Source organism: Ramlibacter alkalitolerans (assembly GCF_016722765.1).
GTDB lineage: Bacteria > Pseudomonadota > Gammaproteobacteria > Burkholderiales > Burkholderiaceae_C > Ramlibacter > Ramlibacter alkalitolerans.
The window spans coordinates 23,675-46,339 of sequence record NZ_JAEQND010000013.1; the positions used below are offsets into that span (position 1 = coordinate 23,675).

Below are 22,665 nucleotides of genomic sequence, written 5' to 3' on the forward strand. Positions count from 1 at the left end.
GCGCGGAAAAGTGTAACGAGTGGAGCCCTGCTAGGAGTAGCGCAGCCGCGGCATCTCCAGCGGTCCGTCGTCGACAAGCTGGTCGCCCGACAATCGCCACAGGCGAAAACCCCCCTCGCTGCTTGACTTGCCGACCATGAAGACGCGCCCGTAGGTCGGGTGCCGGGCGCCCGCCTTCGCCTTGTCGTACTCCATCAGGTGGGCACCCTTCACCTCGCTGAGCGCCACGCCCTGTCCTTCAGTGCGCTGTGCGATTCCGACCACGAAATCCGGGAAGAAGCCCTGCCCGTCCGACCAGGCATACAGCCCTACCGATTCTGGTCGGCGAGAGGGATTGCGGTGCCACCAGAGCACTTCCGGCGAGGTGTCCAGAAGCTCGGCAAATTCGCGCTCCTGCGGCGACATGTCCGGCGGAAGGACTCCGTAGACGTTGCGTGCCGCCGGCGTCAGCGCGTAATCGCTGACCAGTGCCGGCATCAGATGCACTGGCACAAGCTGGACCTGCTCGGCCCGCAGCCGCTTGTGTGCATCTCGCACGAGATTGGGGTTGCGCACCAGGACAAGTTCAAGCTGCCGCGTGAGTTCCTCGTCGGAATGCGGCAACTCGTGGCCCTCGTCGGTGAGGGACTGCCGAAAGCGCGTCTTCAAAGCAGAAAGCAGCTCTCGACGGTCAACGTCATCGAAAGCAAAGGCAATCTGACGTGCACGCTCCGCAATCGCTGCCGTCGAAACGTTCGCCCAGACGTCCTTGTCCTCGACTGCGCCCCCGTCGAATACGTCAGTTGTGCGTTCGACCACTCTGGAGCGCTTCTTCAAGCGGTCACCGAGCACGCGAGAAAAGTCGATGTGATGGACCAGGCGCTGCTCGAAGTCCTCTGGAAGTGGTGGCAGCGCTTCCGTGACGAACGCGCGAGGCGCGCCGTCCCGCAGGGGGTAGGTCACCGCCTCGGTGCGCTGGGCATCTAGTTGGAACGTCTGCGCGAGGGCCGAGGCATCCGAAAAACCATGCACGAAATGCGTGCCGGCAAGGACCTGGAAGAGCGTAGCTTGGCTCGCAGGCGTCCCGGCCGCGACCGTGGGGGCGGCGCCCGTGACCTGCGTCGGTGCGGCGTTGTCAACGGCGCAGTTCTGTCCGTTCGGCAGCAGCGAAAGGTTCTGACCAGGACGAGCCACTTGCACTCCGGGTTCGCCGCCGATTACGGTCACGACGGTGGAAGCGGCAGCCTGAGCGAGTTGCTCCGGCATCTGGTTAATGCGATTGGCGGCCGCAACCAAGCCTTCCTGCGCCTCGCTGTTTGCAAGGAATGCGTAGCCGAAGCTCAGGACGGGCGGCAGCGCCAGGAGCCTTCCTTGAAGTAGGCGGTGCACGCGCATGATGCGGCCGACTACCTGGATGCCAAAATCAGCATCGCGGGTACCCCTCAGTGCTGCCAGCGTGAACGCGCGTGGCGCGTCGAAGCCCGTGGCGATGGCCATCTTGAACAGGATGACTTCCACCTGCGGGTCGTTGGCCAGTGCCGCAAGGTTCGGGTCTGGCTCGTCCGACGTGTGCACGCGCACCGCGCTAGCAGGGAAACGCAGCGTTTCGGTGAGATAGGTCTTTGCGTTCTCCAGAGCTTGGCCACCGTTGGGCACCTGCACGAGCATGAGGGGCGTCAGCGCGATGCGGCTGTCCTCGAGCGTCTTCTTGATTAGGCGGTGCATCGCGGCGCATTCGGATAGCGCCACTTCTTCGTATGCCACCAGCTGAGCGTCGTCGGCGTTCTGCGCGATGAACCTGGCGGCCTTGACGCTGCGTTTAAGTAGCTGGGCATCTACCCCTTCGGCGCGTGTGACGGAAGCCCAGTCGTCCGGCCCGCCAATTTGGTAGCCCGTCTGTCTTGCGAATTGCGCTGCGTCGGCGTCCCGCGGGGTGGCTGTCATCATCAGCACGTAGTCCGGAGCAAGAATGTCGCCAAAAAAGCGACTGGCTTCGGTTGCTCGGACGAAACCGTGGTGGGCCTCATCGACTACGACGCCAATGCGATAGCCGTCACTGCGTGCGAATGCGAGCAGCTCATCGACGGCAAGGCCCGTGTCACTGTCCTGCCTGGCAAGGCGCGACTCCTTGCTGCGCGCGGCGACGGTCTGCCAGCTCAGAACGAACACGGCTCCAGGCGCGAGCTTTTCCGGGTGGCGGTCCGTTTCGATGTCCAGTAGCGGCAGGCTCGACGCCTGCACCCTCAAAGTATTGGCGGCCTGGTCCAGAACGCCGGTGAAAGGCGCAAACCAGAGCCAGAGGATGCGTTCTTCGGGGGAAAACTTCGCCATCAGCTCGCACGCCATCAGCGTCTTCCCGATACCGGTCGGCGCCTGCAGCAGGACGCAGGCGCTCTGGTGCCGGATGCGATTCAGGTCCGCCACGCGGGCCGTGGGGCCGAGCGTGTCGTAGTTTTGCTTCAACGCACGAAAGCGAGCCACCAGCACGTCAATATGCCGTTGCTGAAACTGCATCGGGATGGTTCGGCTCATTGCTCCGCCTCGTCGCCATCGAACAGGTTTTCCGGCTCTGGTTCTGACGCGAGCGCGGATGGCTCGGACGCTCGGGCGGGCTCGTCGATGGCAGGAAGCTCATAAGCGTCTGCAACCTTGGCGTTGCCCTGCTTGAAGGCGCGCTGCAGGTCCGCCGGGACCGCCACGAAGCTGCAACGCTCCGCCAGGTCTCCCAGCGCTTCCGTGACCGCCTGTGGAGCCCAGCTCAAAACCACCGCCGGGCCGTGATGCCCAGACACGGCGCCTTTCAACTGCTCCAGAGTTGCTGGCTTGGTGTTTGCGCAGTAAGCAACGAGGTGCTGCCTATGCACGGACAGCGAGATACCTGCGTGCACTGGCGTGAGGGGGTGGCTGCACGTTTGCAGCGCGAACGTCCACACCATCGAGTCCGTCAGCCCCTCTTCCAGCCGGTGCGTCGCGACGTTTTGCGCCCGGACATAGGCAAAGTTGCCGCCAAGCCCTGGGATTTCAGTGCCGCGCCGACCGGTTGCGTAACCTTCGATAGCCTTGCGGATTCGCACGGCCAGAACGTCCTTGGCGAGGTTCTTCTGCGGCTCGTCTTCAGTGGCCTCACGGCTGGAGATGAGAACAAAGCGCTTGTTCGTGCCCTGCTCCTTGTTCATCTTCAGGACGACGTGGCCTGTGGTGCCGGAGCCAGCGAAAAAATCCAGCACAAGGGCGTCTTTCTCCGGTGCGCAGATTTGCACGATGCGCTCCATGAGGCGCATTGGCTTTGGCGTGTCGAACGCGGTCTGGCTGCCGAAGATGTCCTGGATTTCCTTGCGCGCTTCGTCGGTGTGGCCAACTTCCTCGTGCGGCCACCAGGTCCACGGCACCATGCCCTCGATGTCATCGAGGTACTGGATGCGAGACGGCATGGCGTTGCCATCCTTGCCGAAGTAAATCAGGCCCTGGGCGAGCAGTTCGTCGAAGCGCGGCTTGATGACTTTCCAGCACGAGCCTTCCGGCGGCGTGAACACCTTGCCGGTGAGGGGCGAGGTAATTTCGTACATCTGGTTGGGCCGGTAGCCCTGCGCAGAAAGGGCCACGGCCCGCCACTTGCCGCGCGGGTCGTTGTTCGCGTTCCTGTACACCTTCAGCTGCTTTTCGCCAAGCGGCAGCTTCCCGCGGCGCTTCTTGAACTTGTCCGGGTTGGGCGAGAAGATAAGGACGTATTCGTGCGCGTCCCCGATGGCCTCACGGTTCTCGCGGCTGTAGCGCTTTTGCCAGATGCAGTTGGCCACAAAGCACTTCTCGCCGAAGACCTGATTCAGTAGCAGCCACAAGTTCGGCAACTCGTTGTCGTCAATGGTCATGACGAGCGCGCCGTCCTCGCGCAGCAGTGAGCGCACGAGCACGAGGCGCTGGTACATGAACTCCAGCCAGGTGGAGTGCCTGTACCGGTTGGTGGCGTCGAAGTAGCTGTCGTTGTAGACGAAATCCTTGCGGCCGGTGTTGTAGGGGCCGTCGCCGAAGACCAAGTGAAACTGGCCGCTGTGCGTGGTGGCCAGGTGGCGCAGCGCGTCGTAGTTGTCGCCTTCTATGAGAAGGTTGTCCCAGGGCGCGACGCCCACGCACAACTGCGGCTGCAGTTCGAAGCCCACGAAATCGCGGTTCAAATGCCTGTCGGGCGGGATGCGCTCGCGCTCCCATCGAAGCCCGTAGCGGGACATCGAATCGCGGCGCTTCAAGATTGCGACGAGCTCTTCTTTGCTGAGGCTCTCGTAGTCCAAGCGGGTCCTTCTTCCTTCGCCTGTGCGGCGTACTGTCTTTTTATGCAGTCAATAGGATATAGCAGACCACCGGGGGCGCCAAGCGCCGGGTCCTCGTGAACCGTTGGCCAGCACGAGTCCAAGACCTTGTGTCAGGGCGCGGTGACCCAGCCGTCCTCGTCGGCGTCGTAGTGGCGGGCCATCTCCCCGAAGGTCATGGTGGTGCGGTGGATTTCGCGCAGCCTGTCCATGTCCCCGGCCTGGTACGCCTGCAGCGTCGGCGCGAGCTCCGGAATGTCTCTGATGAGGCCTTTGACGGCAATCTCACGGCCCAGCTTGGCTGATTCGGCGTTCGCTGCGACCGCACCGAGGATGAGGGGGTGCGTCGCCTGGTACAGCAGCGTGCAGTAAAGGACTGAGGCTCGCAGCTCCCCAACCGTGCGCGGCATGGCCTCGATGCCGAAGCGGGAAAACAGCTTCTTCAGGGCCACGAACGCCTGGCCGCCGATTGCCACGGGGTCGGAGAGCGACTCGTTTGCGCTATCGAGGAACTGGGTGATGTCCTGCCAGGGGATGCTCAGTGCCCCTTCCGGGTCTGCGAACTCCTGCAGGTTCTTCTCGCGCTCTTCCGGCGTGTCCCCGCTCATGGCGCCCTTGAAGGCTTCCAGCAAGCGTTGCCGGCTCACCTGCTGCTGGTGCTGGAAGGGAGTCATCGGCCAGCCCTTCTCGTCGTAGAGGCCATACGCGAATCGCGTGTTCACCTGTAGCCGCTGCGGGATACGCGCCAGCACGCGCGGAAGGTGCTGCTCGCCCCACATGTCCAGGACGTCCTTGACTTGGCGCTTTGAATCGAAGCCAGTCCTCAGCGCGTTCTGAAAGATGCCGATGAACCAGCCCTCTGCCCTTTGCATATCGTCCACCTTGTTGCGCAGGTGAATCTGCTCCAAGGTGAGGTCGCGGCTCGCGTAGAGCTTGCCGCCGCCGTCCGCAAAGGTCGGGCTTTCCAGGGTGATGGTGCTCGCGTTCAGGACGAAGCAGGCGAGGCCCAGCAGGATGGGGTCTGCGTCTTCGAACCGGAAGCCCTTGACCTCAATGGAGCCCGTAAAGGGGCTGACGACGTGCCACTGCGACTTCTTCGGCAGCGGCTTCTTCAGCGCAAGAACGAGTTTTCCCGTGGCTCGCTTCGGCTTGGCCGCCGCGGTGGTGGGGAGAGTGACGACAGCCATACTGCGTGCCCGAAATGAAAGACCGCCGACGTTGGCGGTCTGAAATCAATTTTACCGATGAGCTGGCGCTCTGCCTAGTCGAGTTCCTTGGCGGCACGAAGCATCAGCCGCTCCGCCTGCTCCGTGAGCCGCGCGTCGATGTCGCTGGTCATCACGATGAGGTGCCGGTCCAGCAGTTCGTCCAGCGAGTCCTGGATGGCGCTCTTGGCCATGTAGAAGCCGAAGTCGCTCTGCGCGCAGTCGAAGGCGAAGTCCTTGGCGCCGTACGTCCGCATCGGCGTGTTGTTGGCGATGCGCGCGATGGCCGCGAGCACGAAGAGCTCTTGCCACGTGAGGCACTCGAAGCCGGGCACGGTGAGGTTCTTCCGGGCCGCGAGGCCGACCTTGCGCGCTGCGTTGATGAGGGGTTCAGTCATGCTCTCGTTCCTGGTTGTCGTTGGGTCCTGCTTCGTATAGGAACGGGCGCTTCCGAGCGGTGCTCGCGTCGGTGCACACCAGGAACTGTAGCGACCGCGGCTTTCCACCCGGCGCCAGCCGGCTGCCGGTGCTTGAGGTTCGTCAGAAACGCTGTGGCGCCGGCACGCGGCTCAATTGCGTTCGGAGTTGCGCCAGCGCCAGCGGGTCGGGCGAAGTCCACGAAACGAGCCGGGTCCCCTGCGTGTCTTCACGAACCTTGACCTCGCGCAAGGTCCAGTGCACTTCCCCGCGCGCATGCAGCGCGTAGGTGCAGTGAAAGAACCTCACGGGCAGGGGAAGCCGGCGCAGCAGCCGCAACTCCAACCAGGCGCACCGAGCGGCCTGCTCGTAGTGCGTCGCCAGCACGGGCGTGAAACCTGGCCGGCGAGCTTCGCGCAGGATGACGAGCGTGCCAGTGCTGGCCGCAAGCCACGCCACCTCGAAGGCGAAGAACGGCTCGCCGTCGCCAAGGGGAGCATGCCTTTCGCGGAAGGAAATCGCGGGAGAGTGCATGGACAGAACGAGCGCAGTGGTCGCTGCATTCTGTCCGAAGGTGCGGTTTACGCCATGTTCGGGGCGGTACCCGCGGGCGCTGGTTGCTTTTTCAAACGCAGCTGGCAGCTTCGGCGGGCGGCGCAGCAAAGTGCGCGCGCAGCCGTGCATACGCGGTGAGCGCAATCCACACCGCCCCCGCGAGCAGCGGCAGGACAAGCAGCAGGTCCTGGCTGCCGGCACCGCCGACGTTCAGGAGCCACGCAAGCGGACGACCGTAGTGGCTCAGGTCGTAGACGTAGCTGGCCACCATGTCGACCACCAGGGTGTGTGCATGAACGTGAGCGTCACCGACTGGGCGAGCGTGATGCGCTTGCTGCCAATCCAGAAGGGCAGCGTGAGCAGGAACAGGCTCACCACATGGAAGCTGCCCCCGGTCCACCAGGACAGCAGGTAGGAGATGGGCAACAGCCCCAGGCAGACGGCGAGGACGTCTTTGTCCAGCGGGGCGCCCTTCTTCGCCTCATAGGCGCACAGGGCCGCGATGAGCGCGAACGGCACGCCGATGGACCACCGCGTGGTGGGTTGGGCGAGGAAGGTCAGTAGCGTGCTCATTGGGTTCCGATGCGGTTTTCTGGTATCACGTATAGCGAAACCGCGTTTGAAACGGAGCTGCTTTCGCCGGCATCTTTGCTGCCGCGAGGGGTTGCTATTTGGACGTCCGAGCGAGCTTGGCTTGGAAGATGCGGCGGCGCTCTTCGATGTCCTGAAGGCGCTGCGCATATGCGGCCATCACCGCGCCGGGCAAAGGACGGAGCCACAGGAGCCCTCGGAGAATCGAGATGCGTTGCTCTTCGCTCAAAGCAAGGCGAATCTCTCGGTTGTGTGCCTGGCGCCCACGCTTGCGCTGAGTTGCATTTAGGCCGTTGCTCATTCAAGCGTCCGTGCGGGGTTCGAAAGCTGCACCGAGGGAGTGCAGTGTGTCCAATGCAGGGTGCGCCTTGCGCATGCGCTTCCGGCGCTGCTTCGCTGCTTGGCGCTTCTCGTGGCGGCGGACCGTGGCGAGCTGGTCCCTGTACCGCAGCGTGGCCATCGCGTCGCCACCGCGCAGCTTGCGCGCGCGCACGACGCCTGTGATGTGCGCGGTCAGGGCGGGGTCACTTTCGCACGCCTTGAGCACTTCCTTTGCATCGCACTCGGCCATCGGGGCGAAGGTCGACCGCTTCTCCGCCATCCAGGTGCCGACGCTGCTCACGAGCAAATAGGAGACCGCGGCTACAAACCACGTGTTCACCGCAGACGCAGCGAGCGCGTCTATCGAGGCTCCTTGCAGCGTTGCGCCCAGGACCGCGGCTACGATGTTGACACCGAACCAGCCCAAGGCAAGAACCGGTGCAACCAGCGCAATTGTCAGCGCAAGGTGCGCCGCGGCGAAGACGCGTCCCGGCTGCGCTCGATTCAGTGCTTCGTCGGAAGCCACCGGTGCGCCGATGGCGAACAGCTTTTTGTAGCCCATTGTGTTGGTCTCCAAGGTGATGTTCCGTGTGTAGGTGTGACTTTGCCCGCGACGGTGCTGCTTTTTTGGTGTCAGTCGTCGTTCGACAGCGGCATCCCGGGCAGCGAGTGCAGCCCGAACTCCTGCTTCAGAACGTGTTTCTTGAACCAGTCCTGCCAGTTCAGGGGCTTGCCCAGGTAGGCCGGCATCAGCAGGCCGAAGTCCGGGTCCTTCTGGAAGCGCACGGCGAATTCCTTGCGGTCAAGGGCCTTGGCTTCAGCCAAGACCTCTTCCACCCTCGCTTGCTTTGCCACCAGGATGTTCTTCACCCGGCTCTCGACCGCGTTCACCGCGGCGATGTCCAGGCCCATGCCCTCGAGCGCCGCTTTGATGTCGTCCAGGCGCTCTTCCGCTGCCGCTTCGGCGATGTCGCGCTCGCGGGTGAACGAGACCACCCGGTGCAGCTGCGAGTACCAGGGCGTCTTCGCCTTGACCATCGAGCCATCGGCGAACTGCAAGACGTAGCCCTCGACGTCGGTCTTGCCCGCCAGCTGCTCCACGAGTTCGCGGGCGTTTGAGACGCGGCGCGCCATGCAGGCAGCAGTCGTCTCGTCGGCTTCGTCCACCAGCGGGATGTCCCACGACATCGAGAGGTAGCGCAGGAGCTGGTCCTCGTAGGCGCCGGTGACGTTGTTGCGCACGTGGAGCAGGCGCATCTCCGTGCCCTCGTAGGCGACGACGATTCGGTTCGCGGGGCTCGTGAGCTCCAGGGTCGCCGTGTAGCCGCGCGCGGCAAGCGCGTGCAGGCCAGAGCGGGCGTGCGGGTGGTTTGCCAGCCATTCGTAGGCCATGCGAGTCTGCTTGTTGTCAAAGGACTTCTTCGACTTCAAGAACAGCTCGCCATCGAGGTGCACGGTGTTAATCATGCTGCCGTCGCGCTTGTCCATGACGCGCGTCACCTGGTCCCACGGCAGCGCGTCCATGGCGAGGTCGGTCTTCTCCCCGATGTTGAAAAACTTGTGCAGGGGACGGCTGGCCACGCGGCCGTCGCGGTCGAACACGATGCCGCGGCACTCGGCAGCCCAAGGCGTATCGAACGTGCCGGAATCCTGGCAGGTGTAGCAGACCACGGTGCAGCCCTGCGGCCCCGGCGTGAGGGCAATTTCCTTCTTGCCGGCGATGTGCGGCAGAAGGTCGTCGATGTGGTTGATGTGCGGGAACAAGGCTCGGCTCCGTCGAAGGACGCCGAACTGCTCGGCGTCTTTCTTCGTGTAGGAACCGGGCCCTCAGAACGGTGCTGGCCGCGCCCAGAAACAACAAAGCCCCCTTCGGGGGCTTGGGTCACCAGATGCAGACGACTGGCTCGGGCGTTCCGCTTTCGTAGAACGGGCCGGTGTTCCACCAGCCGTGCCACTTCTTTGGCGGGTGGAGCACTTGCACTTCTGCGCACGAGTTCAGGCTGCTGAATCCGCCGCTTTCGTGATTCATGGTGGCAACGGGGATGTCCCCGCCGTGGACGGCTTCAATTTCCTGCAGTTGGGCGATGAGCTCGCGCAGGGTTTCGGGGGGTTTGTCGGCGAGCGATACAGCAGCAGGTGCCTTGGTGGGCGTGTTCATTGGCTTCTGGTCTTTGAGTGGTTGTTCTTCGTATAGCTACTGGGGCTCGCCGACGGTGCTCAGCCCGGAAACAGAAGGCCCGCTCATGGCGGGCTCTTGGCGGTAACGGAAAGCGTTGTTGCCAAAAAGGCGTCGCTTTGCGAACAATGCTTTACACCCGTACGCCCAGCAGTCGTTTCCACCAGGGACGCGGCAGGGCTCCGTGTGCCGGCGTCGTTGCCGCAGGAGTCACCGCGGGCGGCTCCGCAGCCTCGGTGCAGGGCACGTCCCGGGGGCGCCCGTAGGCGGCGTAGAACTTGTCGACGATTTCCAGTAGCTCGGGCGGGATGAACTCGCGGCCACGCTGCAGCACTCTCTTGGGGATTCCGAACTGGGCTTCGGCGAGGCCGCCCGTGATGCAGCCCACGGTGTCGGTGTCGCCGCCAATCAGAATCGCCCTGGAGACGGCCTTCTCGTAGCTAGCCACTTCGCCCTTCAGCACCACCATGACTGCACGAACCGCCTCGTGGGCGAGCCAGTTTGCCTGCAGGCTGGGGTCCATCCACTGTGCCCGTGAGGGATACTCGTCCAAGTGGTCGCCGAGCATCTGTCCGGCCGCAGGGAAGCGGGCCAGGACAGCTTGGCGAAGTGCGGGCCACTCCACCTTTGGACCCCGGCCGTTCGCCGGCACGGGTGCATCGAGCAGCCGCCGCAGCGCGAACACGTAGACCTGCGTGGCCAGCACCGCCGTGTCGTCGTTGTGTGTGCTGCGAGTAAAGCGCTCCGCCTCTGCGAGAAGTGCGGGCTCGTCCAGGGGCATGTACGCCAGCGGCGCGATACGCATCACGCAACCGTTGCCGTTCGAGATGTTCGCGGGCTTACCCGGCGTCCGGGCCCATTCCTCGAAGCTTGGGCCGTAACCGGCATGGTGCATGCGGCCAGTCTTCCGCCCCTCAATCGAGGTGTCCGGAATCTCGCCTGTGAAGCGCAGTGCATATCGGCGATAGGTTTCCGCAGGGTCGAGACCGTGCAGGAGCGCGTCCATGGTCGCGACGGTCAGGGTGGAGTCGTCGGTCACGCGGCATGCGGGCTGAAACAGCCCTTCAGGCAGCTCGCCTGGGTATCGGTCTTCGTAGGGGGAGCCGAGGATGTCCCCGATGATGGCGCCAAGCATTGAGTGGAGTCAGAGTGGTATGGTCTCCGTTGGACCTGTCGCTGGAAGATGCATTCGCCGGAGAGCAGTCTGGGCCAGCGGGGGCAGGCCGGCCGCGGCGTCAACCAACCACGGTGCAGGCCCAGCACATCACGTTGGCGGCGGTCACTGCGACCTTCATTTGCCGTCGCCCCAGGCCAGATATACGCTGCCCCTGCAAGGGCCGTCCTGGGCGAATTGCACGACCAGCTCGGAGCCATCCGCGAACTTGAAGTCGAGGCGGTGCGTGTCGCGCGGGTTGGGGATGACGGTCGCGGGCTCCAGGATGGGCATGCCCTTTTCACCATCGGCGCGGTAACGAAGCGCGCAGGCATGCGCGATGCAGGTGGGGGTGGCCATCTGGTCTCCAAAGAATATGTTTTCAGGCGTAGGGGCCAGCGAAGAGCCTGGTCACGAAGGCGCGCACGTCTGCGCGCTCCCAGACGGCATACAGGGCGGAGTCGTCGAAGTCGGCGGCGGGTGCCGGCTGCTCGAAGGACAGTGGGGCGGAAACGCCGACGTGGAAGTGGTCCGCGAGGAAGTCAATTTCGTTCTCGACGTCGAAGGCGCTGCCGACTGGCGTGGCGTACCAGCCCACGTCCGCGCCGCTTTGCGGGTCCTTCAAGGTTTCTTCCTTGATGTGCAGCGCGCCGAAGAGGCACGGCATGTACTCGGAGTACAGCGTGCCTGCCGGCAGGCTCATGAAGGTCTTGCGGTTAACGAGTTTCATTGGGCGCTTCGGTTGGTTGTTTCACGTGTAGCGAACGCGCCCTCGCGGTGGTGCTCCCTGCCCTCAGGCGAGCAGTCCCAGCCGCTTGGCGGCTTTCACGCAGCGCGGGCAGGTGGCGTTTTCGAGCGTGAGCCAGCCGGGCGACCAACCGTTGCCCCGCAGGCCGGGGCGGGCGTGGCAGAGGGCCTTGCCCCAGGCCCCGACTGCCTCACTGGCGACGATGTGTTCCAGGCGGCCCCCGTCGCGCTCACCTTCCAGGCAGCGGCCCGTCAGGCGCACGGCCACGAAGAGCGGCATCACCGGCTCGGTGGCGGGCTCGACCTGGCGGGGTTCCTCGGGGTGGGCTGCTTCCCACTCCTGGCGGCGCGCCTCGACCTCGGCCACCTGTTCAGGGGTGGGCTCGCGCGTGCCGTAGACGATGAGATTGGCGATGGACATTGGCTGCTTCGAGGTGTTGTTCTTCGTATAGCGAACAGCCTCTCGGGGCGGTGCTCGGCGCGGTCAGTCCGTCGCGTCTTCGTTCACCCAGTGCGGCGAGTCGTCCACCCACACGTCGATGGCGAGGCCGAGCCCTTCCAGGAACGGCCGCTTGGCTTTCCTGCCGGTGTAGACGATGGCGTCCACTCGCCCTTCCAAGCGAGAGCGCACCCGGGCTCCTTCGTGCTCGTGCCGCATGGTGACGCACAGCACCTCGTGCCCCCGGCTGCGGGCGGCGGCGATGAAACCGTCCCAGAGCTCCGGGTCTTCCGTGTACGTCCCGTCGAAGTCCAGCGCCGGTCTCATTGAGGGCCGTGCGCCGGGCGCCTGAAGTCGCTCAGGCGGATGACGATGTGGTTGCACCAGTGGCCGTCGCCGCCTTCGGGCATTGCGTCCAGCGCGTAGTCCGCGTTGAAGCCTTCCTCGTAGAGGGTCACGTCCCCGGATGCATCCACGGCAATCTCGGTCACCGTGAAGTCGATGACGTACTCGCCCTCGGTGGACAGCACTTTGATGCTCGGCAAGTGGTGCGGTTCGAAGCGCACCTGGCCGACACCGTGCGCGCCGATTGCGGCTGCCAGTCCGTTCAGTCGCGAGTGGTCTTCGGCGGAGATTTCCGCCCGAAACCCGGCAGCCCTGTACGGCAGCTCGGTCTTGTCGTCCACGCCGGGGTCGTAGTGCACGGCCCAGCAGTCGGACTTGGTGGCAATGAGGGTGTTGGAAGCAGGCATCGAGCGATTCGGGTTGGTCATACGTCGTATAGCGACGAGCACCCTTGGCGGGTGCTCCTTTTCGACCTTGTTCGCCGCCTGGTGTTAGGGCGTCGCGTGCTCGAAGCTGCACTTGTCGCGCGCGTGCTCGCAGCGGCAAAATCGGGTCATGCAGGCGCCGCTTTGGATAGACGCATACGGCAGCCCCGTACGACTGAGCAGCATGCCGACAGAGCACGTTCGCACTACGCGCGAGTACGTTCGGCGAGGCAACGGCCTGCTGGGGCCGCTCGTGCGCGCGGTATGCTCGGGTTTCGCGAATGCGGAGTGGCTCGAAATCTTCACTGCAGAACTGGAGCTTCGGCAGCGGCTGGGGTCCCCGCCCAAGGGAAGTGAAGTTCCGTGTTGGGAACTTGACTTCCCCGCGGTCGGTCAGTTCACCGCTTCCCGCAGGTCGGCCAGGTTGAACCTCACGAAGTGCTCCCAGGTGCCCTCGCTGTCGTTCCTGTCGAAGAGCAGCTGGAGCGACCAGCCCTTTTCCACGAGCGCAACGCTTCCATCGGCATAGCAGCGCACTTCCTCGAACGCATAGTCCAGCGTCTGCGAGGGGCCTTCGTCGCTCACGGTGCACTCGATGCCGCCGACGTCGAAGCTGTCCGTGCGCAGGCAGCGCGTGCTGTCCCCCTTCCACAGGACTTCCGCCGCGGTCGCGCACAGGGTGGTCAACTTCTGCCGTGCCTCGGCGCTGACGGTCACGTCCGCGCGCAGCGCCACGAAGTCCCGTTCGGTCGGGCTCTGGTAGCAGGGGTCATAGGCCACGTTGAGGCCGCGGTCTGCGAAAACTGTGGCGGTGAAATTCTTGGCGAGAGACGCTGCTTGGGTCATTCGTGCTCCGGGTTGGTCATACCTCGTATAGGTACAAGCACCCTCGGCGGGTGCTCGTTCCGAGGTGGCTTTTGCCCCTCACTCCTGCATCGGCAGCACGAGGTTCATGCCCTGCCGGTACCCGTTGCTGAAGCCCCTGAACGCCTTGCGGAAGTCGGCAAGGGTGCGCTGAACGCGCTCGCGCGTGCCGGCGCGCACGCGAGCGTCGCCGGTGGACACGTCTTGCTCGACGCAGGCATTGGAAGGGCAGTCGCCGGGGGTGGCGAGGGTGCTGGAAGTGGGCATCTGAACTCCGTTGAAGCGGTGTCTTTCGTATAGCAACCGCCCTTCAAATCAGGTGCTCTTGTCGAGGCGTTTGCCGAGTGAAAATAGCGCCGTTTGAGCGCACTGGTGCCTATACGAAGAACACCACCCGAAAGCAACAGATGACCGCTTCCGCCCCCTGTCTCCAAGACCTCGAAAAACGCGTTCTCCAGTTCGCTCGCCACCTGTTCGCAAGGAGCGGCGAACCCGGCGACGTGAGCTTCTACGACGAATTCATGGAGCACGCCCAGGCGAACCTGGAAGCGCAAGAGCTCCTGCTGGTTCTGGCGCAGAACCCGGAGATTTGCCGCAACGCGGATGCGGCGCGCGAAGCTGGTGAGTGCGGCAGCCTGTTCGTTGGCCTGGCCGACGCGCTGAACGACCACCTGCTCGCCCTCGGCACGCAGGAGTTCAACCGCCTGGTGAAGGCCGGGGCGGAACGCAGCCGCACACCCGTCGAGCTTCGGTACGCCGGCCCGACATTCGCGGTAAGCGTGAGCTGCCCTGGACGGCTCAATCTGAAAGTCCGGCGCTTGCGCTGATTCCTGCGAAACACGTCTGAACCGGAGACCTGAATGACCGACACCCTGCCCCTTGAAGTTGTACCGACCTTCCTCATCGTCGTGCGGCCTGAGAAAGCACACCTGCTGGCCACCGACGACCCGAACGGGGACCGCGTGGCGCTGGGCGCGCGTTCCATCTTCGAGGCCGTGGGCCGCGTGCTGGTGGACAACCCGCATCTGTGCTACGACGACATTCTCGACCACATGGAAGTCTGACGTCTCAGCCGCGTACCGGGAGTTGCTCACTGCGCCGAGCGCGGGGCTGGCGCCGAGGCCGCGCGGCGGCGCCGACGCGAGCACCGCTTGACGGGGGAGATACCTATACGCATTACCACCAACTCTTTCCAAGGAGCTTCAGCCATGGCGACCACCAAGACCCCCTTCTTCAACGGCGTTTCCTTCTCCTGCGACACCCAGGCGCTCACGCTGACGCGGCGGGCCTACACGGGCGAAGACCAGACGCTGCCCGTCACCCAGGAGCAGGCCAGCAACCTCGCCTCGATGCCCGACAACTGCGCAGCGCATTCGGTGGCCTGGTTCCACGCGGTGAACGCCGACTTCGACCGGAACCCAGGCAAGTACCTCGAAAGCTGATTGAACGCCCGCCTCGCGCGGGCTTCTTCATGGCCGTGGAGAGCACCCCGCCAGAGGGCCGATAGCTATACGAAGTACAGCCACCCACTCTCGAAACTGCTCTCAATGACCATCACCCTCGCCTACCTGGAAGACCGCGCCCGCGCCGAGGCGCTGGACGAGTTCACGTACGACCCGACCGTGGACCGCACCGTGGCCCAGGAGCGCCTGCGCGATGCGGCGATGCACGGCGTCGTGGACAATGCCACCCTCACCCGCCTGCTGGGTGAAAACCTCTGGCTCGGGCTCGACCGCGAAGCCGCGAACCTGGCCAGCGAAGGCGGGAACCTCTTTCACGGCATCTCCGTGGCCCTCGACAATCACCTTCGCGCGATTGCCTACGCGGAGTTCGACCGCCTCGTCGCCGCTTCCCGCGTGGCATCGGCCCCTGCTGCTCCGGCTCCGCGCGCCGTGTTTGCGTTTCCGGGCTGAGGTGTGAATGCTGTACGCGTTCCGCAACCGCTCCAAGTGGGCGCTGGTGCGCGCAGCAACCACGGCCGAAGCAGAAGCTCTTGCCGGCCCGGAGCTGCGCTGCGCGACTCCCTTGCTGCTGCGGCGGGGCATGTCCGCCGAGCACCTGGCCGTCTACGGTGACGACGCGACCTGGTTCTTGACCGCGAGCGACTGGCCAGGGCACCTCATCGCCATGCCTGCAAGTCCACACGCCCATCCTCGCCATGCCGCCGAATTCCGGGCGTATCAGCAGCAGGCCGTCGCCAACCTGGGGCTCACCCGGCTGGAGAAGCTGCCGCTGGCCGCGGACGGCACGCCAGGCGTCGTGGCGCGTTTCGCCGGCAACGTGCAGGAGTTCCTGCTGCACGAGATGCAGGTTTCGCCCGCGTCACCGGTGCTGCGCAAGGAGATGCGCGCCGTGCGCGTGCGCGACCTGGTGCTGACCCCCTAAGCCAGGGCTGCGGCATCATGGCGCCTGGCCATGAGCATCGAATTCCGCCGCTTCGACCCGTACCTGACCCGAGACCTTCGCACCGAGGCGCTGACCGCGCGCGGACGGCTGAAGGTCCTGCCGGCGAGCTTCTATGCCTCAACGAGCGTGGAAGAGCGCGCCGTCTTCGGCGCGCGCACTGCCGCGTATGTCCTGCCGACCACGGAGCTCGTCGAGTGGCTGCGCCGATTCATCGGGGGCCGCTCGGCGCTAGAGATTGGCGCCGGCAACGGCGTGCTGGCCGAAGCCCTCGGCATCACCGCCGCGGATAGCTGCATGCAGCGGCGCCCGGAGATTGCAGCCTACTACCGGGCGCTTCAGCAACCGGTGGTGCAGTACGGCGCGAACGTCCAGGAACGCGACGCCCAAGCCGCGGTGCGGCACTACAAGCCGAAGGTGGTCGTCGCGGCGTGGGTGACGCACAAGTACGAGGCAGACCGGCACGACGCGGGCGGCAACCAGGACGGCGTGGCCGAAGAGGACGTCATCGCGCAGTGCGAGAGTTACGTGTTCATTGGCAACCGCCACGTGCACCGCGGCAAGTCCATCTGGAAGCTGCCGCACGTGAGCTTCGAGCCGCCCTGGTTGTATTCACGCGCACACAACGGCTCGCCGGACTTCATCGCGGTCTGGGGCCGCGTGCCGGGCCCGCTGGCGGATGTGTAGGCGGGCGGGGACGGCGGTGCTCCGTCTACGCCCTGGATGCTGTATGCTTATACAGTGTGGTGCGAGTGCTATCCGCTGCGCCGGGATGGGGCGCGCCTGGAGAAGGCTGAAGCCCGCGCCAGTGCGCGCACGGGCTGGCTCACGCTTCGCCGTATGCCTGCCGGCCAGCCGGTGCTGCAGGCGCGGCTGCTCAACGACATCGGCAGCAACGCCCTGACGGGCCTCAATAACGCGCACGTCACACGCATCGAGCGTGGCGGGCTGATGATTTCCGGTTTCGAGGACACCCCCAAGGCCGGCGCCCCGGTGCGCCAAGCGTGGTGGTGCGTGCCCTTGGCCAACCAGCCGCGGCCGCCCGAGGCGGCGCGCGAGCAACCCAAGGACGGCCGGCGCGGGTGGGGGCGCTGAGCACCGTTTCTGAAGGTGTGTAGCTACACATAGGAGTAGATGCACATTTGCGCTTCGGCGCACAACTTCAGGACACCCGATGCAAAGCTTCCTTCACCGCGCCAATCCCGAAAACGCCCGCCTGTGCGAACTGCTCGACGCGGCTGCCGACCGCAAGGGGCATGACGAGCGGCAGCAGGCGGACGCCCTGTGCGTGACGCTCGGCTTCATGCGCCAAGTCAGACAAGGCATGCGCAAGCGCTCCGCCCTGAGCGACGCGTTCATCCGCGGCTGCGCCCAGTACGCCGGCGTGAGCTACGAGGTCGCGCGAAGCGCCTAGACCCCCGCCTTTGATTCCAGCGACCTTGCGAGGTCGCTTTTCCTTGCGCCGAATGCCTGCGCTCGTAGGCATTCGCTGCGCGGTCACCGACTTCCTGGCCGAAATGTCGCCGCTCGCAGGCGCTGGCACCGCGCCGGGAGATTTTTTTTGTGTGTGCGTGAAATGCCAGCCAATTTGCGCGGTCAAAGCATCCATGAGCATCACCCTTGCCCCCAACTTCGCGTTCGCGAGCCCTGCTGACCGCAGCGGGCAGCGCGTTGGCGCAGCGCCGGGCGAGCGGGCCTGGGCGGAACGCGCGGGCTACTTGATGGCACGACCCTGACACCAAGGGCCTGCCGTCAAAGGGCAGGCAACTCGGAACCCCCGAAGCCCCTGCCCTGAAAGCAGGGGTTTTGTTTTGGTGCTCTCGCTTTGCGGAGTCAGCGCACCTGGGGCTGTTCTGCCCGCTGGTTGGTTGTTGATGGTTCTTAGGTCACCGTGGAGCGCGAAGCTCCCGAAGGTAAGGCTCTACCTCAATGGAGCTCATTCGCGGGTGCGATGCCCGCCTCTTTGGGGCCTGTGGTCGTGGAACAATTCTCTACAAAGTCGGCCTTACACAAGTGAGCCATCGCACCTATCGCACACGTTGTTCGGTTTCAGAAAGCACCCAGTCGGCGCTTTCGGAATACGCACGCGTGTTCGGGAGCGCAATGCGAACGCTGCACGCACGCGCCGAAGCACAAACGAAAGCAACCGGCCGCGTGTGCAGAATCGACAGCTTCAAGAACGCAGCTTTGAAGGAGTTCGGGCTTACGGGTCGACAGTTCAACGCACTCGAAATGCAGCTCGAAGGCAAGCGAGACTCAGTGCGCGAGGGCCGCAAGCTCAATATCGAAGACCTGCGAGACCGCATTGGTCGGCTTGATAGCGCCATCCTGGGACTGCAGGAATCTCTGGCAAAGGGACGCTATAGCAAGGACCGGACCCAGCGTAGGCTCCTGACGCACAAGCAGCGCAAAGTTGTTCTGTTCACAATTCATCAGAAATCGCGTCGGCGTGCAATCTTGCAGCTGCGGCTGACGGACCTTATCTCTCAAGAGGCAAGCCATCAGGTCTCAATGTGCTTCGGCTCGCGTAGGCTGTTCCACGCCCAGTTCCGGCTCGAAGACCGGGGCTACGCATCGCACGAAGAGTGGCTGGCGGCGTGGCGTGCGGCGCGGGACAACCAGTTTGTGGTTTTGGGGTCAAAAGGAGAGATGGCGGGCTGCCAGGGCTGCGTCGCTAAGGCCGCCCTCGACGGGTCGTTGTCTTTGCGTATTCGTCTGCCCAGCGCTTTAGTCGGCCAACACGGCACGCACGCTGAGGTGCATGGGGTTCGGTTCGCCTATGGGCACGACCAGGTGCTGGACGCTCTTCGCCGGAACGAGCTGAGACGAGTTTGCGAGTCCCAGGCGCGCGCCGAAGCCAACGCGAAAGGCGAGAAGTTCTCGGAAAAGAACGTTGAGGGCGGCATTGCCCTGACCTGGCAATTCGTGCGCGATTCCGAGGGCTGGCAAGTGTTTGTGGCCGTCGAAGCTGTTCAACTAGAAATAACAAGCAGCCGCGCAGCCGGCCGTGTTGCGGTGGATGTTAATGCGGACCACTTGGCAGTTGCAGAGACGGACCATTTCGGTAACTGCATCAAGGCGTTCAGCGTTCCGTGCCGCACGCGGGGTTTGAGCACAAACCAAGCGGGCGCGGTTATCGGTGATGCGGTGAAGGCGGTGATTGCACACGTCGCGTCGGTGCGGAAGCCTCTTGTGCTTGAGCGACTAGATTTCAGGGCCAAGAAGCGTTCTCTGGGCAAAGATAACCCAGCCTATGCGCGAATGCTGTCGTCCTTCGCGTATGGCCGCATCCGCACCCTCTTCGAAGCGCGTGCGCTGGACGCCGGTATTGAAGTTTTGAGCGTCAATCCCGCCTATACGTCGGTGATTGGCAGGATTAAGTATTCGGTGCCCCTGGGCATCACGACGCATGAGGCCGCCGCAGTAGCGATAGCCCGGCGTTCACAGCAGGTGCGCGAACGCGCGCCGCAGCCGGGCAAGACACTTCTTGTTCCGGTGAAAGGTGGTGTTACTGCCTGGACTTCGCCAGCCTGGACGAAGCCTCAGCACAGGGCCCACCCTTGGCGGCGCATCGCTCGTGAGCCGGTACGGCCCTGCGAAAGGGCGCTCGTGCGGGAAGACCCCGCAGTCAGGGTGTCGGGGCGGAAACGCTTACTGACCTTGGCCGGCGAGACGGCATTGCCGTCTGTGCGAGCGTAGCGGCGCAAGCCCTACCGAGGTGGCAGAACTGCTCGGCCACCGTCCTCTCTGCACCGGAAAATCCGGGCTGCCGGGTTCAGGAGCGGTCTAAAGATTGTTGGGTGGTCGCGAACCCCTGACCAGTTTTCGAGACGTTCAAGCGTCTTTTGCAGAGAAGTGCCCGAGAGGCCGATGGGAGCCGCCTGCTAAGCGGTTTGTCGACGCGAGTCGGCACAAGGGTTCGACTCCCTTCTTCTCTGCAGAACACGTTTTTCGGAGTGTGGCGCAGTCCGGTAGCGCATCTGCTTTGGGAGCAGAGGGTCCAAGGTTCAAGTCCTTGCACTCCGACCAGGAACTTCAGCGCGGGCGTGCCCGAGGGGCCCAAGGGAACTGCCTTCCAAGCAGCAAAGCCGTCGGTTCGATTCCGACCGCCCGCTCCAGTCGATGCGAGCACCGTTAGAGCGGTGCGGTGGCTATACGGGTAAAGCATCCAAGAAGAAGCCCATGCCTGACCTGTCCCAGCTCGCACCGTTCGCAGGCGCTGCCCTCGCGGTGGTGGCCGTGCTCATCGCACTGAAGGTGATTTCCACCGCAGTGAAGTGGGGCGTGGTCGTCCTCGTGGCGGTGCTGGCCTTCCAGTTCTTCCAGAAGCCTGGGGGCGCTGAAGAAGCCAAGGCGTTCGTGCAGAAGGCCACCGCCGTGGCCGCCGAGAAAGCCAAGGGCGCTGCTTCGGCGGCGGACAAGGCGCACGCCGCAGCGCAGAAGGTCAAGAAGGTCGCGGAGAAGCTTCCGCGTTGAATTCAAAGAAACAGCGTCCCGTTCGTCTAGCGGCCCAGGACACCACCCTTTCACGGTGGGCACACCGGTTCGATTCCGGTACGGGACTCCAGTTTTGTTTTGCGCCTGTGGCTCAGTGGAAAGAGCGCTCGGTTCCGAGCCGAGGGGTCGGGAGTTCGATTCTCTCCAGGCGCGCCAGATGACACCTGCCCGGGTGGCGGAATTGGTAGACGCGCTGCGTTGAGGGCGCAGTGGGGGAAACCTCGTGCGGGTTCGAGTCCCGCCTCGGGCACCAAAGGAAAGCGCTTCGCACGCGGAGCCCTTCTCTTTGGTTCGTTAGCGCAGTTGGATAGCGCACCGGCCTGTCACGCCGGGGGCCGCGGGTTCGAGTCCCGCACGGACCGCCAGAACGCATAGCGGCTGTAGCTCAATGGATTAGAGCACTGGCCTACGAAGCCAGGGGTTGCAGGTTCGAGTCCTGCCAGCCGCACCAGTATTCCGCACGGGGGTAGCTCAACTGGCTGAGCAGCGAGCTCCAAACTCGAAGGCTGGGGGTTCGAGTCCCTCTCCCTGTGCCACCGCATCACGCGCGCGACGGCTACCGGTCTAACCAGGATGTACCGGAAGCCGCCGTGACAGCAACGAATTCGAAGCTCGCGCAGATGCTCACCGACCCGCTGTGGTTGGCGGAGCTTTGCCTGACGTTCCTGCTGCTGTCCATTCTGCTGCGCGATGGCAGTTGGCTCGCGGCGGCTGCGGCGGGCACCTTCGTCGCGGGCACGCTGGGCTTCTGGCGCAGCTCCCGCGCCGTGGAGTGGCTGGCGAGCCTGTCCTACCTGGTGTTGGCTTTCGTCGTCTTCTAGTTGCTCGCGTGCATGACGCGCGTGCTGCCTTGTCTATACAGGTTTGAACCGGCACTTCCCCTGAAGCCGAACATCAACCGCCAACCGCAATGCCCCGCCGGCCCGCAAAGCTCGTTCGACTGTTCACCGACCCGCTGTGGGTTGGCGAGCTGCTCGCCGTCGCTGTCCTCTTTCACATCCTCGCCACGCATGGTAGCTGGCTCTTGGCCCCTGCTGTCTTGACCTTCCTTGTGTCGCTCGTCGCGTATTGGCGGGACTGGCGCGCGGTGGAGCTCGCCGTGATTCCGGCGTGGGTCGTGATAGGCGTCATTGCCTTCGTATAGCGCATTGGCGTTTTGCGCCACAAAGCCGCGGTGCCGCGGTCTACCTGGTTTGGCCCGCCCAGTACCGATAGAACATGAAGTCCGCCGCGCTCGTCATCGTCCTACTTGCTGCTGTCGCAGCGAACGCCGCCCCGCGGCTGAACTCCAACCACGCCGTCGTCTATGACGCCACCAGCGGCAAGGTGCTGCTGGAGAAGAACGCGGACACGCCGGCGCCGATTGCGTCTGTGACCAAGGTGCTCACCGCGATGGTCGCCTTGGATGCGCAGCCGGACCTGGCCGAGCCGCTGACGGTGGCCGACGAAGACGTCGACCGGCTGAAGGCCAGCTCGTCGAAGCTGCCCGTGGGCACCAGTCTGCCGCGCAAGGACATGCTGCACCTGGCGCTCATGTCTTCCGAAAACCGTGCGGCATCCGCGCTGGCGCGTCACTATCCAGGTGGCAAGCCTGCTTTCGTCCGCGCGATGAACGTGAAGGCCAAGCTCCTAGGGATGGACGGCGCGGTCATGCGCGACCCGACCGGCCTGAATCCGGGCAACCGCGCCACCGCCCGTGACCTGGTGCGCATGGTGCTGGCTGCCGAGAGCTACGAGCCCATCACGCTGTTCACGACCTCGACCCAGTACTCCGGGCCCGTCGCGCGCGCCGCGGCGTTCCACAACACGAATCCGCTGGTCGCATCGCCCTCGTGGAAGGTGGAGCTCTCCAAGACCGGCTACATCCAGGAAGCCGGCCGCTGCATCGTGATGAAGCTGCAGGAAGCCGGCAAGGAACTGGTCGTGGTGCTGCTCGGGGCGAACAGCCCGCAGAAGCGCACCGCAGACCTCATTGCCATCAAGAACTGGGTGGACGGCGGGGCCACGGAAGCGGTCGCGTCCCTCTCGAAGACCTTCAAGGCCAGCGCGAAGCTCGCAGCCAAGAAACATGGCAGAAAAGCTCGAACGCTTGCAAGACCGAAGCGGTCGCGGTGATTACCTGGGGGCGGAGAACTACTTTTCCGGTCCCGCAAGTGATTTCCTGTCGAGAGTCTGACCGCGGCGTGAAATGCGCGGCGATGAGCACTGTCTGAAAGAGCCGATGCCTATACGGGGTATCGCAAC

At 64.4% G+C, this 22,665-nt stretch carries 30 protein-coding genes and 9 tRNA genes; 21 read left to right on the plus strand and 18 right to left on the minus strand.

Features of this window, described 5'->3' with window-relative positions:
* Positions 1 to 30: 30 nt before the first annotated feature.
* From JI746_RS21400 to JI746_RS21490, 18 genes are all read right to left on the minus strand, one after another.
* A complete protein-coding gene (locus tag JI746_RS21400) occupies positions 31 to 2,511 on the minus strand; it encodes a DEAD/DEAH box helicase (RefSeq protein ID WP_201692321.1) in 2,481 nt (826 codons plus the stop codon).
* A complete protein-coding gene (locus JI746_RS21405) occupies positions 2,508 to 4,265 on the minus strand; it encodes a site-specific DNA-methyltransferase (protein WP_201692322.1) in 1,758 nt (585 codons plus the stop codon). Before JI746_RS21405 ends, JI746_RS21400 begins: the two co-directional genes overlap by 4 nt.
* Before the next feature lie 131 nt (positions 4,266 to 4,396).
* Entirely contained in the window at positions 4,397 to 5,470 is a 1,074-nt protein-coding gene (locus JI746_RS21410; protein ID WP_201692323.1) for a hypothetical protein, read from the minus strand.
* Positions 5,471 to 5,544: 74 nt separating this feature from the next.
* Positions 5,545 to 5,886: a hypothetical protein gene (locus JI746_RS21415; RefSeq protein ID WP_201692324.1), complete on the minus strand. Its 342-nt coding sequence runs from the start codon at positions 5,884 to 5,886 to the stop codon at positions 5,545 to 5,547.
* 142 nt (positions 5,887 to 6,028) lie between these two features.
* A complete protein-coding gene (locus JI746_RS21420) occupies positions 6,029 to 6,439 on the minus strand; it encodes a hypothetical protein (protein ID WP_201692325.1) in 411 nt (136 codons plus the stop codon).
* A gap of 91 nt (positions 6,440 to 6,530) precedes the next feature.
* Positions 6,531 to 6,731 (minus strand): hypothetical protein, encoded by a 201-nt coding sequence (locus tag JI746_RS21425; RefSeq protein WP_201692326.1) that lies wholly within the window; start codon positions 6,729 to 6,731, stop codon positions 6,531 to 6,533.
* On the minus strand, positions 6,704 to 7,033 hold the full coding sequence (locus tag JI746_RS21430; RefSeq protein WP_201692327.1) for a hypothetical protein: 330 nt from the start codon (positions 7,031 to 7,033) through the stop codon (positions 6,704 to 6,706). The genes JI746_RS21425 and JI746_RS21430 overlap by 28 nt, the downstream gene beginning before the upstream one ends.
* Before the next feature lie 319 nt (positions 7,034 to 7,352).
* Positions 7,353 to 7,949: a hypothetical protein gene (locus tag JI746_RS21440; RefSeq protein ID WP_201692329.1), complete on the minus strand. Its 597-nt coding sequence runs from the start codon at positions 7,947 to 7,949 to the stop codon at positions 7,353 to 7,355.
* A 56-nt stretch (positions 7,950 to 8,005) separates the two neighbouring features.
* Positions 8,006 to 9,136 (minus strand): RNA ligase, encoded by a 1,131-nt coding sequence (locus JI746_RS21445; RefSeq protein ID WP_201692330.1) that lies wholly within the window; start codon positions 9,134 to 9,136, stop codon positions 8,006 to 8,008.
* A 118-nt stretch (positions 9,137 to 9,254) separates the two neighbouring features.
* Positions 9,255 to 9,530, minus strand: a complete 276-nt coding sequence (locus JI746_RS21450) for a hypothetical protein (RefSeq protein ID WP_201692331.1) — start codon at positions 9,528 to 9,530, stop codon at positions 9,255 to 9,257.
* A 151-nt stretch (positions 9,531 to 9,681) separates the two neighbouring features.
* On the minus strand, positions 9,682 to 10,683 hold the full coding sequence (locus JI746_RS21455) for an ADP-ribosylglycohydrolase family protein (protein ID WP_201692332.1): 1,002 nt from the start codon (positions 10,681 to 10,683) through the stop codon (positions 9,682 to 9,684).
* 156 nt (positions 10,684 to 10,839) lie between these two features.
* Positions 10,840 to 11,061, minus strand: coding sequence for a hypothetical protein (locus JI746_RS21460; RefSeq protein ID WP_201692333.1), 222 nt, complete (start codon positions 11,059 to 11,061; stop codon positions 10,840 to 10,842).
* 22 nt (positions 11,062 to 11,083) lie between these two features.
* Positions 11,084 to 11,431, minus strand: coding sequence for a hypothetical protein (locus tag JI746_RS21465; RefSeq protein WP_201692334.1), 348 nt, complete (start codon positions 11,429 to 11,431; stop codon positions 11,084 to 11,086).
* 63 nt (positions 11,432 to 11,494) lie between these two features.
* Positions 11,495 to 11,869 (minus strand): hypothetical protein, encoded by a 375-nt coding sequence (locus tag JI746_RS21470; RefSeq protein WP_201692335.1) that lies wholly within the window; start codon positions 11,867 to 11,869, stop codon positions 11,495 to 11,497.
* 63 nt (positions 11,870 to 11,932) lie between these two features.
* Positions 11,933 to 12,214, minus strand: coding sequence for a hypothetical protein (locus JI746_RS21475; RefSeq protein WP_201692336.1), 282 nt, complete (start codon positions 12,212 to 12,214; stop codon positions 11,933 to 11,935).
* Positions 12,211 to 12,639, minus strand: a complete 429-nt coding sequence (locus tag JI746_RS21480) for a hypothetical protein (RefSeq protein WP_201692337.1) — start codon at positions 12,637 to 12,639, stop codon at positions 12,211 to 12,213. Before JI746_RS21480 ends, JI746_RS21475 begins: the two co-directional genes overlap by 4 nt.
* A 411-nt stretch (positions 12,640 to 13,050) precedes the next feature.
* A complete protein-coding gene (locus JI746_RS21485) occupies positions 13,051 to 13,503 on the minus strand; it encodes a hypothetical protein (protein WP_201692338.1) in 453 nt (150 codons plus the stop codon).
* 78 nt (positions 13,504 to 13,581) lie between these two features.
* A complete protein-coding gene (locus JI746_RS21490; protein WP_201692339.1) occupies positions 13,582 to 13,788 on the minus strand; it encodes a hypothetical protein in 207 nt (68 codons plus the stop codon).
* A gap of 140 nt (positions 13,789 to 13,928) precedes the next feature.
* Here JI746_RS21490 and JI746_RS21495 point away from each other — a divergent pair, with 140 nt between their 5' ends.
* The 21 genes from JI746_RS21495 to JI746_RS21595 all read left to right on the plus strand — a co-directional run bounded on the left by JI746_RS21495 (position 13,929) and on the right by JI746_RS21595 (position 22,536).
* Complete coding sequence (locus JI746_RS21495; protein ID WP_201692340.1) at positions 13,929 to 14,348, plus strand: hypothetical protein; 420 nt, start codon at positions 13,929 to 13,931, stop codon at positions 14,346 to 14,348.
* 33 nt (positions 14,349 to 14,381) lie between these two features.
* Positions 14,382 to 14,585, plus strand: a complete 204-nt coding sequence (locus JI746_RS21500) for a hypothetical protein (protein ID WP_201692341.1) — start codon at positions 14,382 to 14,384, stop codon at positions 14,583 to 14,585.
* Positions 14,586 to 14,729: 144 nt separating this feature from the next.
* On the plus strand, positions 14,730 to 14,963 hold the full coding sequence (locus JI746_RS21505) for a hypothetical protein (protein WP_201692342.1): 234 nt from the start codon (positions 14,730 to 14,732) through the stop codon (positions 14,961 to 14,963).
* A 105-nt stretch (positions 14,964 to 15,068) separates the two neighbouring features.
* Positions 15,069 to 15,434 (plus strand): hypothetical protein, encoded by a 366-nt coding sequence (locus tag JI746_RS21510; RefSeq protein WP_201692343.1) that lies wholly within the window; start codon positions 15,069 to 15,071, stop codon positions 15,432 to 15,434.
* Between the two features lie 7 nt (positions 15,435 to 15,441).
* Complete coding sequence (locus tag JI746_RS21515) at positions 15,442 to 15,906, plus strand: hypothetical protein (protein WP_201692344.1); 465 nt, start codon at positions 15,442 to 15,444, stop codon at positions 15,904 to 15,906.
* Between the two features lie 30 nt (positions 15,907 to 15,936).
* Entirely contained in the window at positions 15,937 to 16,611 is a 675-nt protein-coding gene (locus JI746_RS21520; RefSeq protein WP_201692345.1) for a hypothetical protein, read from the plus strand.
* 153 nt (positions 16,612 to 16,764) lie between these two features.
* Positions 16,765 to 17,019, plus strand: a complete 255-nt coding sequence (locus tag JI746_RS21525; RefSeq protein ID WP_201692346.1) for a hypothetical protein — start codon at positions 16,765 to 16,767, stop codon at positions 17,017 to 17,019.
* Positions 17,020 to 17,098: 79 nt separating this feature from the next.
* Positions 17,099 to 17,338, plus strand: a complete 240-nt coding sequence (locus JI746_RS21530; RefSeq protein ID WP_201692347.1) for a hypothetical protein — start codon at positions 17,099 to 17,101, stop codon at positions 17,336 to 17,338.
* Between the two features lie 599 nt (positions 17,339 to 17,937).
* Entirely contained in the window at positions 17,938 to 19,623 is a 1,686-nt protein-coding gene (locus JI746_RS21535) for a transposase (RefSeq protein WP_236600034.1), read from the plus strand.
* A 150-nt stretch (positions 19,624 to 19,773) separates the two neighbouring features.
* Positions 19,774 to 19,862, plus strand: a tRNA-Ser gene (locus JI746_RS21540).
* Positions 19,863 to 19,876: 14 nt separating this feature from the next.
* Positions 19,877 to 19,953, plus strand: a tRNA-Pro gene (locus JI746_RS21545).
* A gap of 11 nt (positions 19,954 to 19,964) precedes the next feature.
* Positions 19,965 to 20,042, plus strand: a tRNA-Gly gene (locus tag JI746_RS21550).
* Between the two features lie 64 nt (positions 20,043 to 20,106).
* Positions 20,107 to 20,400, plus strand: coding sequence for a hypothetical protein (locus JI746_RS21555; RefSeq protein WP_201692349.1), 294 nt, complete (start codon positions 20,107 to 20,109; stop codon positions 20,398 to 20,400).
* 15 nt (positions 20,401 to 20,415) lie between these two features.
* Positions 20,416 to 20,491: transfer RNA gene (locus tag JI746_RS21560), tRNA-Glu, on the plus strand.
* Between the two features lie 10 nt (positions 20,492 to 20,501).
* Positions 20,502 to 20,577: transfer RNA gene (locus JI746_RS21565), tRNA-Arg, on the plus strand.
* 10 nt (positions 20,578 to 20,587) lie between these two features.
* A tRNA-Leu gene (locus JI746_RS21570) sits at positions 20,588 to 20,674 on the plus strand.
* Positions 20,675 to 20,709: 35 nt separating this feature from the next.
* Positions 20,710 to 20,786, plus strand: a tRNA-Asp gene (locus tag JI746_RS21575).
* Positions 20,787 to 20,795: 9 nt separating this feature from the next.
* A tRNA-Arg gene (locus tag JI746_RS21580) sits at positions 20,796 to 20,872 on the plus strand.
* Positions 20,873 to 20,881: 9 nt separating this feature from the next.
* Positions 20,882 to 20,957, plus strand: a tRNA-Trp gene (locus tag JI746_RS21585).
* Between the two features lie 84 nt (positions 20,958 to 21,041).
* Positions 21,042 to 21,242, plus strand: a complete 201-nt coding sequence (locus JI746_RS21590; protein ID WP_201692350.1) for a hypothetical protein — start codon at positions 21,042 to 21,044, stop codon at positions 21,240 to 21,242.
* A gap of 397 nt (positions 21,243 to 21,639) precedes the next feature.
* Complete coding sequence (locus JI746_RS21595) at positions 21,640 to 22,536, plus strand: D-alanyl-D-alanine carboxypeptidase family protein (protein WP_201692351.1); 897 nt, start codon at positions 21,640 to 21,642, stop codon at positions 22,534 to 22,536.
* Positions 22,537 to 22,665 lie beyond the last annotated feature (129 nt).

What these genes read in the sequence shown, in the direction of transcription:
- JI746_RS21420 (WP_201692325.1), bottom strand. Translation starts at nt 6,439, where the DNA reads ATGCACTCTCCCGCGATTTCCTTCCGCGAAAGGCATGCTCCCCTTGGC.
- JI746_RS21505 (WP_201692342.1), top strand. Translation starts at nt 14,730, where the DNA reads ATGGCGACCACCAAGACCCCCTTCTTCAACGGCGTTTCCTTCTCCTGC.
- JI746_RS21500 (WP_201692341.1), top strand. Translation starts at nt 14,382, where the DNA reads ATGACCGACACCCTGCCCCTTGAAGTTGTACCGACCTTCCTCATCGTC.
- JI746_RS21495 (WP_201692340.1), top strand. Translation starts at nt 13,929, where the DNA reads ATGACCGCTTCCGCCCCCTGTCTCCAAGACCTCGAAAAACGCGTTCTC.
- JI746_RS21455 (WP_201692332.1), bottom strand. Translation starts at nt 10,683, where the DNA reads ATGCTTGGCGCCATCATCGGGGACATCCTCGGCTCCCCCTACGAAGAC.
- JI746_RS21480 (WP_201692337.1), bottom strand. Translation starts at nt 12,639, where the DNA reads ATGCCTGCTTCCAACACCCTCATTGCCACCAAGTCCGACTGCTGGGCC.
- JI746_RS21400 (WP_201692321.1), bottom strand. Translation starts at nt 2,511, where the DNA reads ATGAGCCGAACCATCCCGATGCAGTTTCAGCAACGGCATATTGACGTG.
- JI746_RS21460 (WP_201692333.1), bottom strand. Translation starts at nt 11,061, where the DNA reads ATGGCCACCCCCACCTGCATCGCGCATGCCTGCGCGCTTCGTTACCGC.
- JI746_RS21410 (WP_201692323.1), bottom strand. Translation starts at nt 5,470, where the DNA reads ATGGCTGTCGTCACTCTCCCCACCACCGCGGCGGCCAAGCCGAAGCGA.
- JI746_RS21555 (WP_201692349.1), top strand. Translation starts at nt 20,107, where the DNA reads ATGCCTGACCTGTCCCAGCTCGCACCGTTCGCAGGCGCTGCCCTCGCG.
- JI746_RS21485 (WP_201692338.1), bottom strand. Translation starts at nt 13,503, where the DNA reads ATGACCCAAGCAGCGTCTCTCGCCAAGAATTTCACCGCCACAGTTTTC.
- JI746_RS21415 (WP_201692324.1), bottom strand. Translation starts at nt 5,886, where the DNA reads ATGACTGAACCCCTCATCAACGCAGCGCGCAAGGTCGGCCTCGCGGCC.
- JI746_RS21450 (WP_201692331.1), bottom strand. Translation starts at nt 9,530, where the DNA reads ATGAACACGCCCACCAAGGCACCTGCTGCTGTATCGCTCGCCGACAAA.
- JI746_RS21525 (WP_201692346.1), top strand. Translation starts at nt 16,765, where the DNA reads ATGCCTGCCGGCCAGCCGGTGCTGCAGGCGCGGCTGCTCAACGACATC.
- JI746_RS21515 (WP_201692344.1), top strand. Translation starts at nt 15,442, where the DNA reads ATGCTGTACGCGTTCCGCAACCGCTCCAAGTGGGCGCTGGTGCGCGCA.
- JI746_RS21465 (WP_201692334.1), bottom strand. Translation starts at nt 11,431, where the DNA reads ATGAAACTCGTTAACCGCAAGACCTTCATGAGCCTGCCGGCAGGCACG.
- JI746_RS21530 (WP_201692347.1), top strand. Translation starts at nt 17,099, where the DNA reads ATGCAAAGCTTCCTTCACCGCGCCAATCCCGAAAACGCCCGCCTGTGC.
- JI746_RS21510 (WP_201692343.1), top strand. Translation starts at nt 15,069, where the DNA reads ATGACCATCACCCTCGCCTACCTGGAAGACCGCGCCCGCGCCGAGGCG.
- JI746_RS21475 (WP_201692336.1), bottom strand. Translation starts at nt 12,214, where the DNA reads ATGAGACCGGCGCTGGACTTCGACGGGACGTACACGGAAGACCCGGAG.
- JI746_RS21430 (WP_201692327.1), bottom strand. Translation starts at nt 7,033, where the DNA reads ATGAGCACGCTACTGACCTTCCTCGCCCAACCCACCACGCGGTGGTCC.
- JI746_RS21595 (WP_201692351.1), top strand. Translation starts at nt 21,640, where the DNA reads ATGAAGTCCGCCGCGCTCGTCATCGTCCTACTTGCTGCTGTCGCAGCG.
- JI746_RS21520 (WP_201692345.1), top strand. Translation starts at nt 15,937, where the DNA reads ATGAGCATCGAATTCCGCCGCTTCGACCCGTACCTGACCCGAGACCTT.
- JI746_RS21425 (WP_201692326.1), bottom strand. Translation starts at nt 6,731, where the DNA reads ATGGTGGCCAGCTACGTCTACGACCTGAGCCACTACGGTCGTCCGCTT.
- JI746_RS21490 (WP_201692339.1), bottom strand. Translation starts at nt 13,788, where the DNA reads ATGCCCACTTCCAGCACCCTCGCCACCCCCGGCGACTGCCCTTCCAAT.
- JI746_RS21470 (WP_201692335.1), bottom strand. Translation starts at nt 11,869, where the DNA reads ATGTCCATCGCCAATCTCATCGTCTACGGCACGCGCGAGCCCACCCCT.
- JI746_RS21590 (WP_201692350.1), top strand. Translation starts at nt 21,042, where the DNA reads ATGCTCACCGACCCGCTGTGGTTGGCGGAGCTTTGCCTGACGTTCCTG.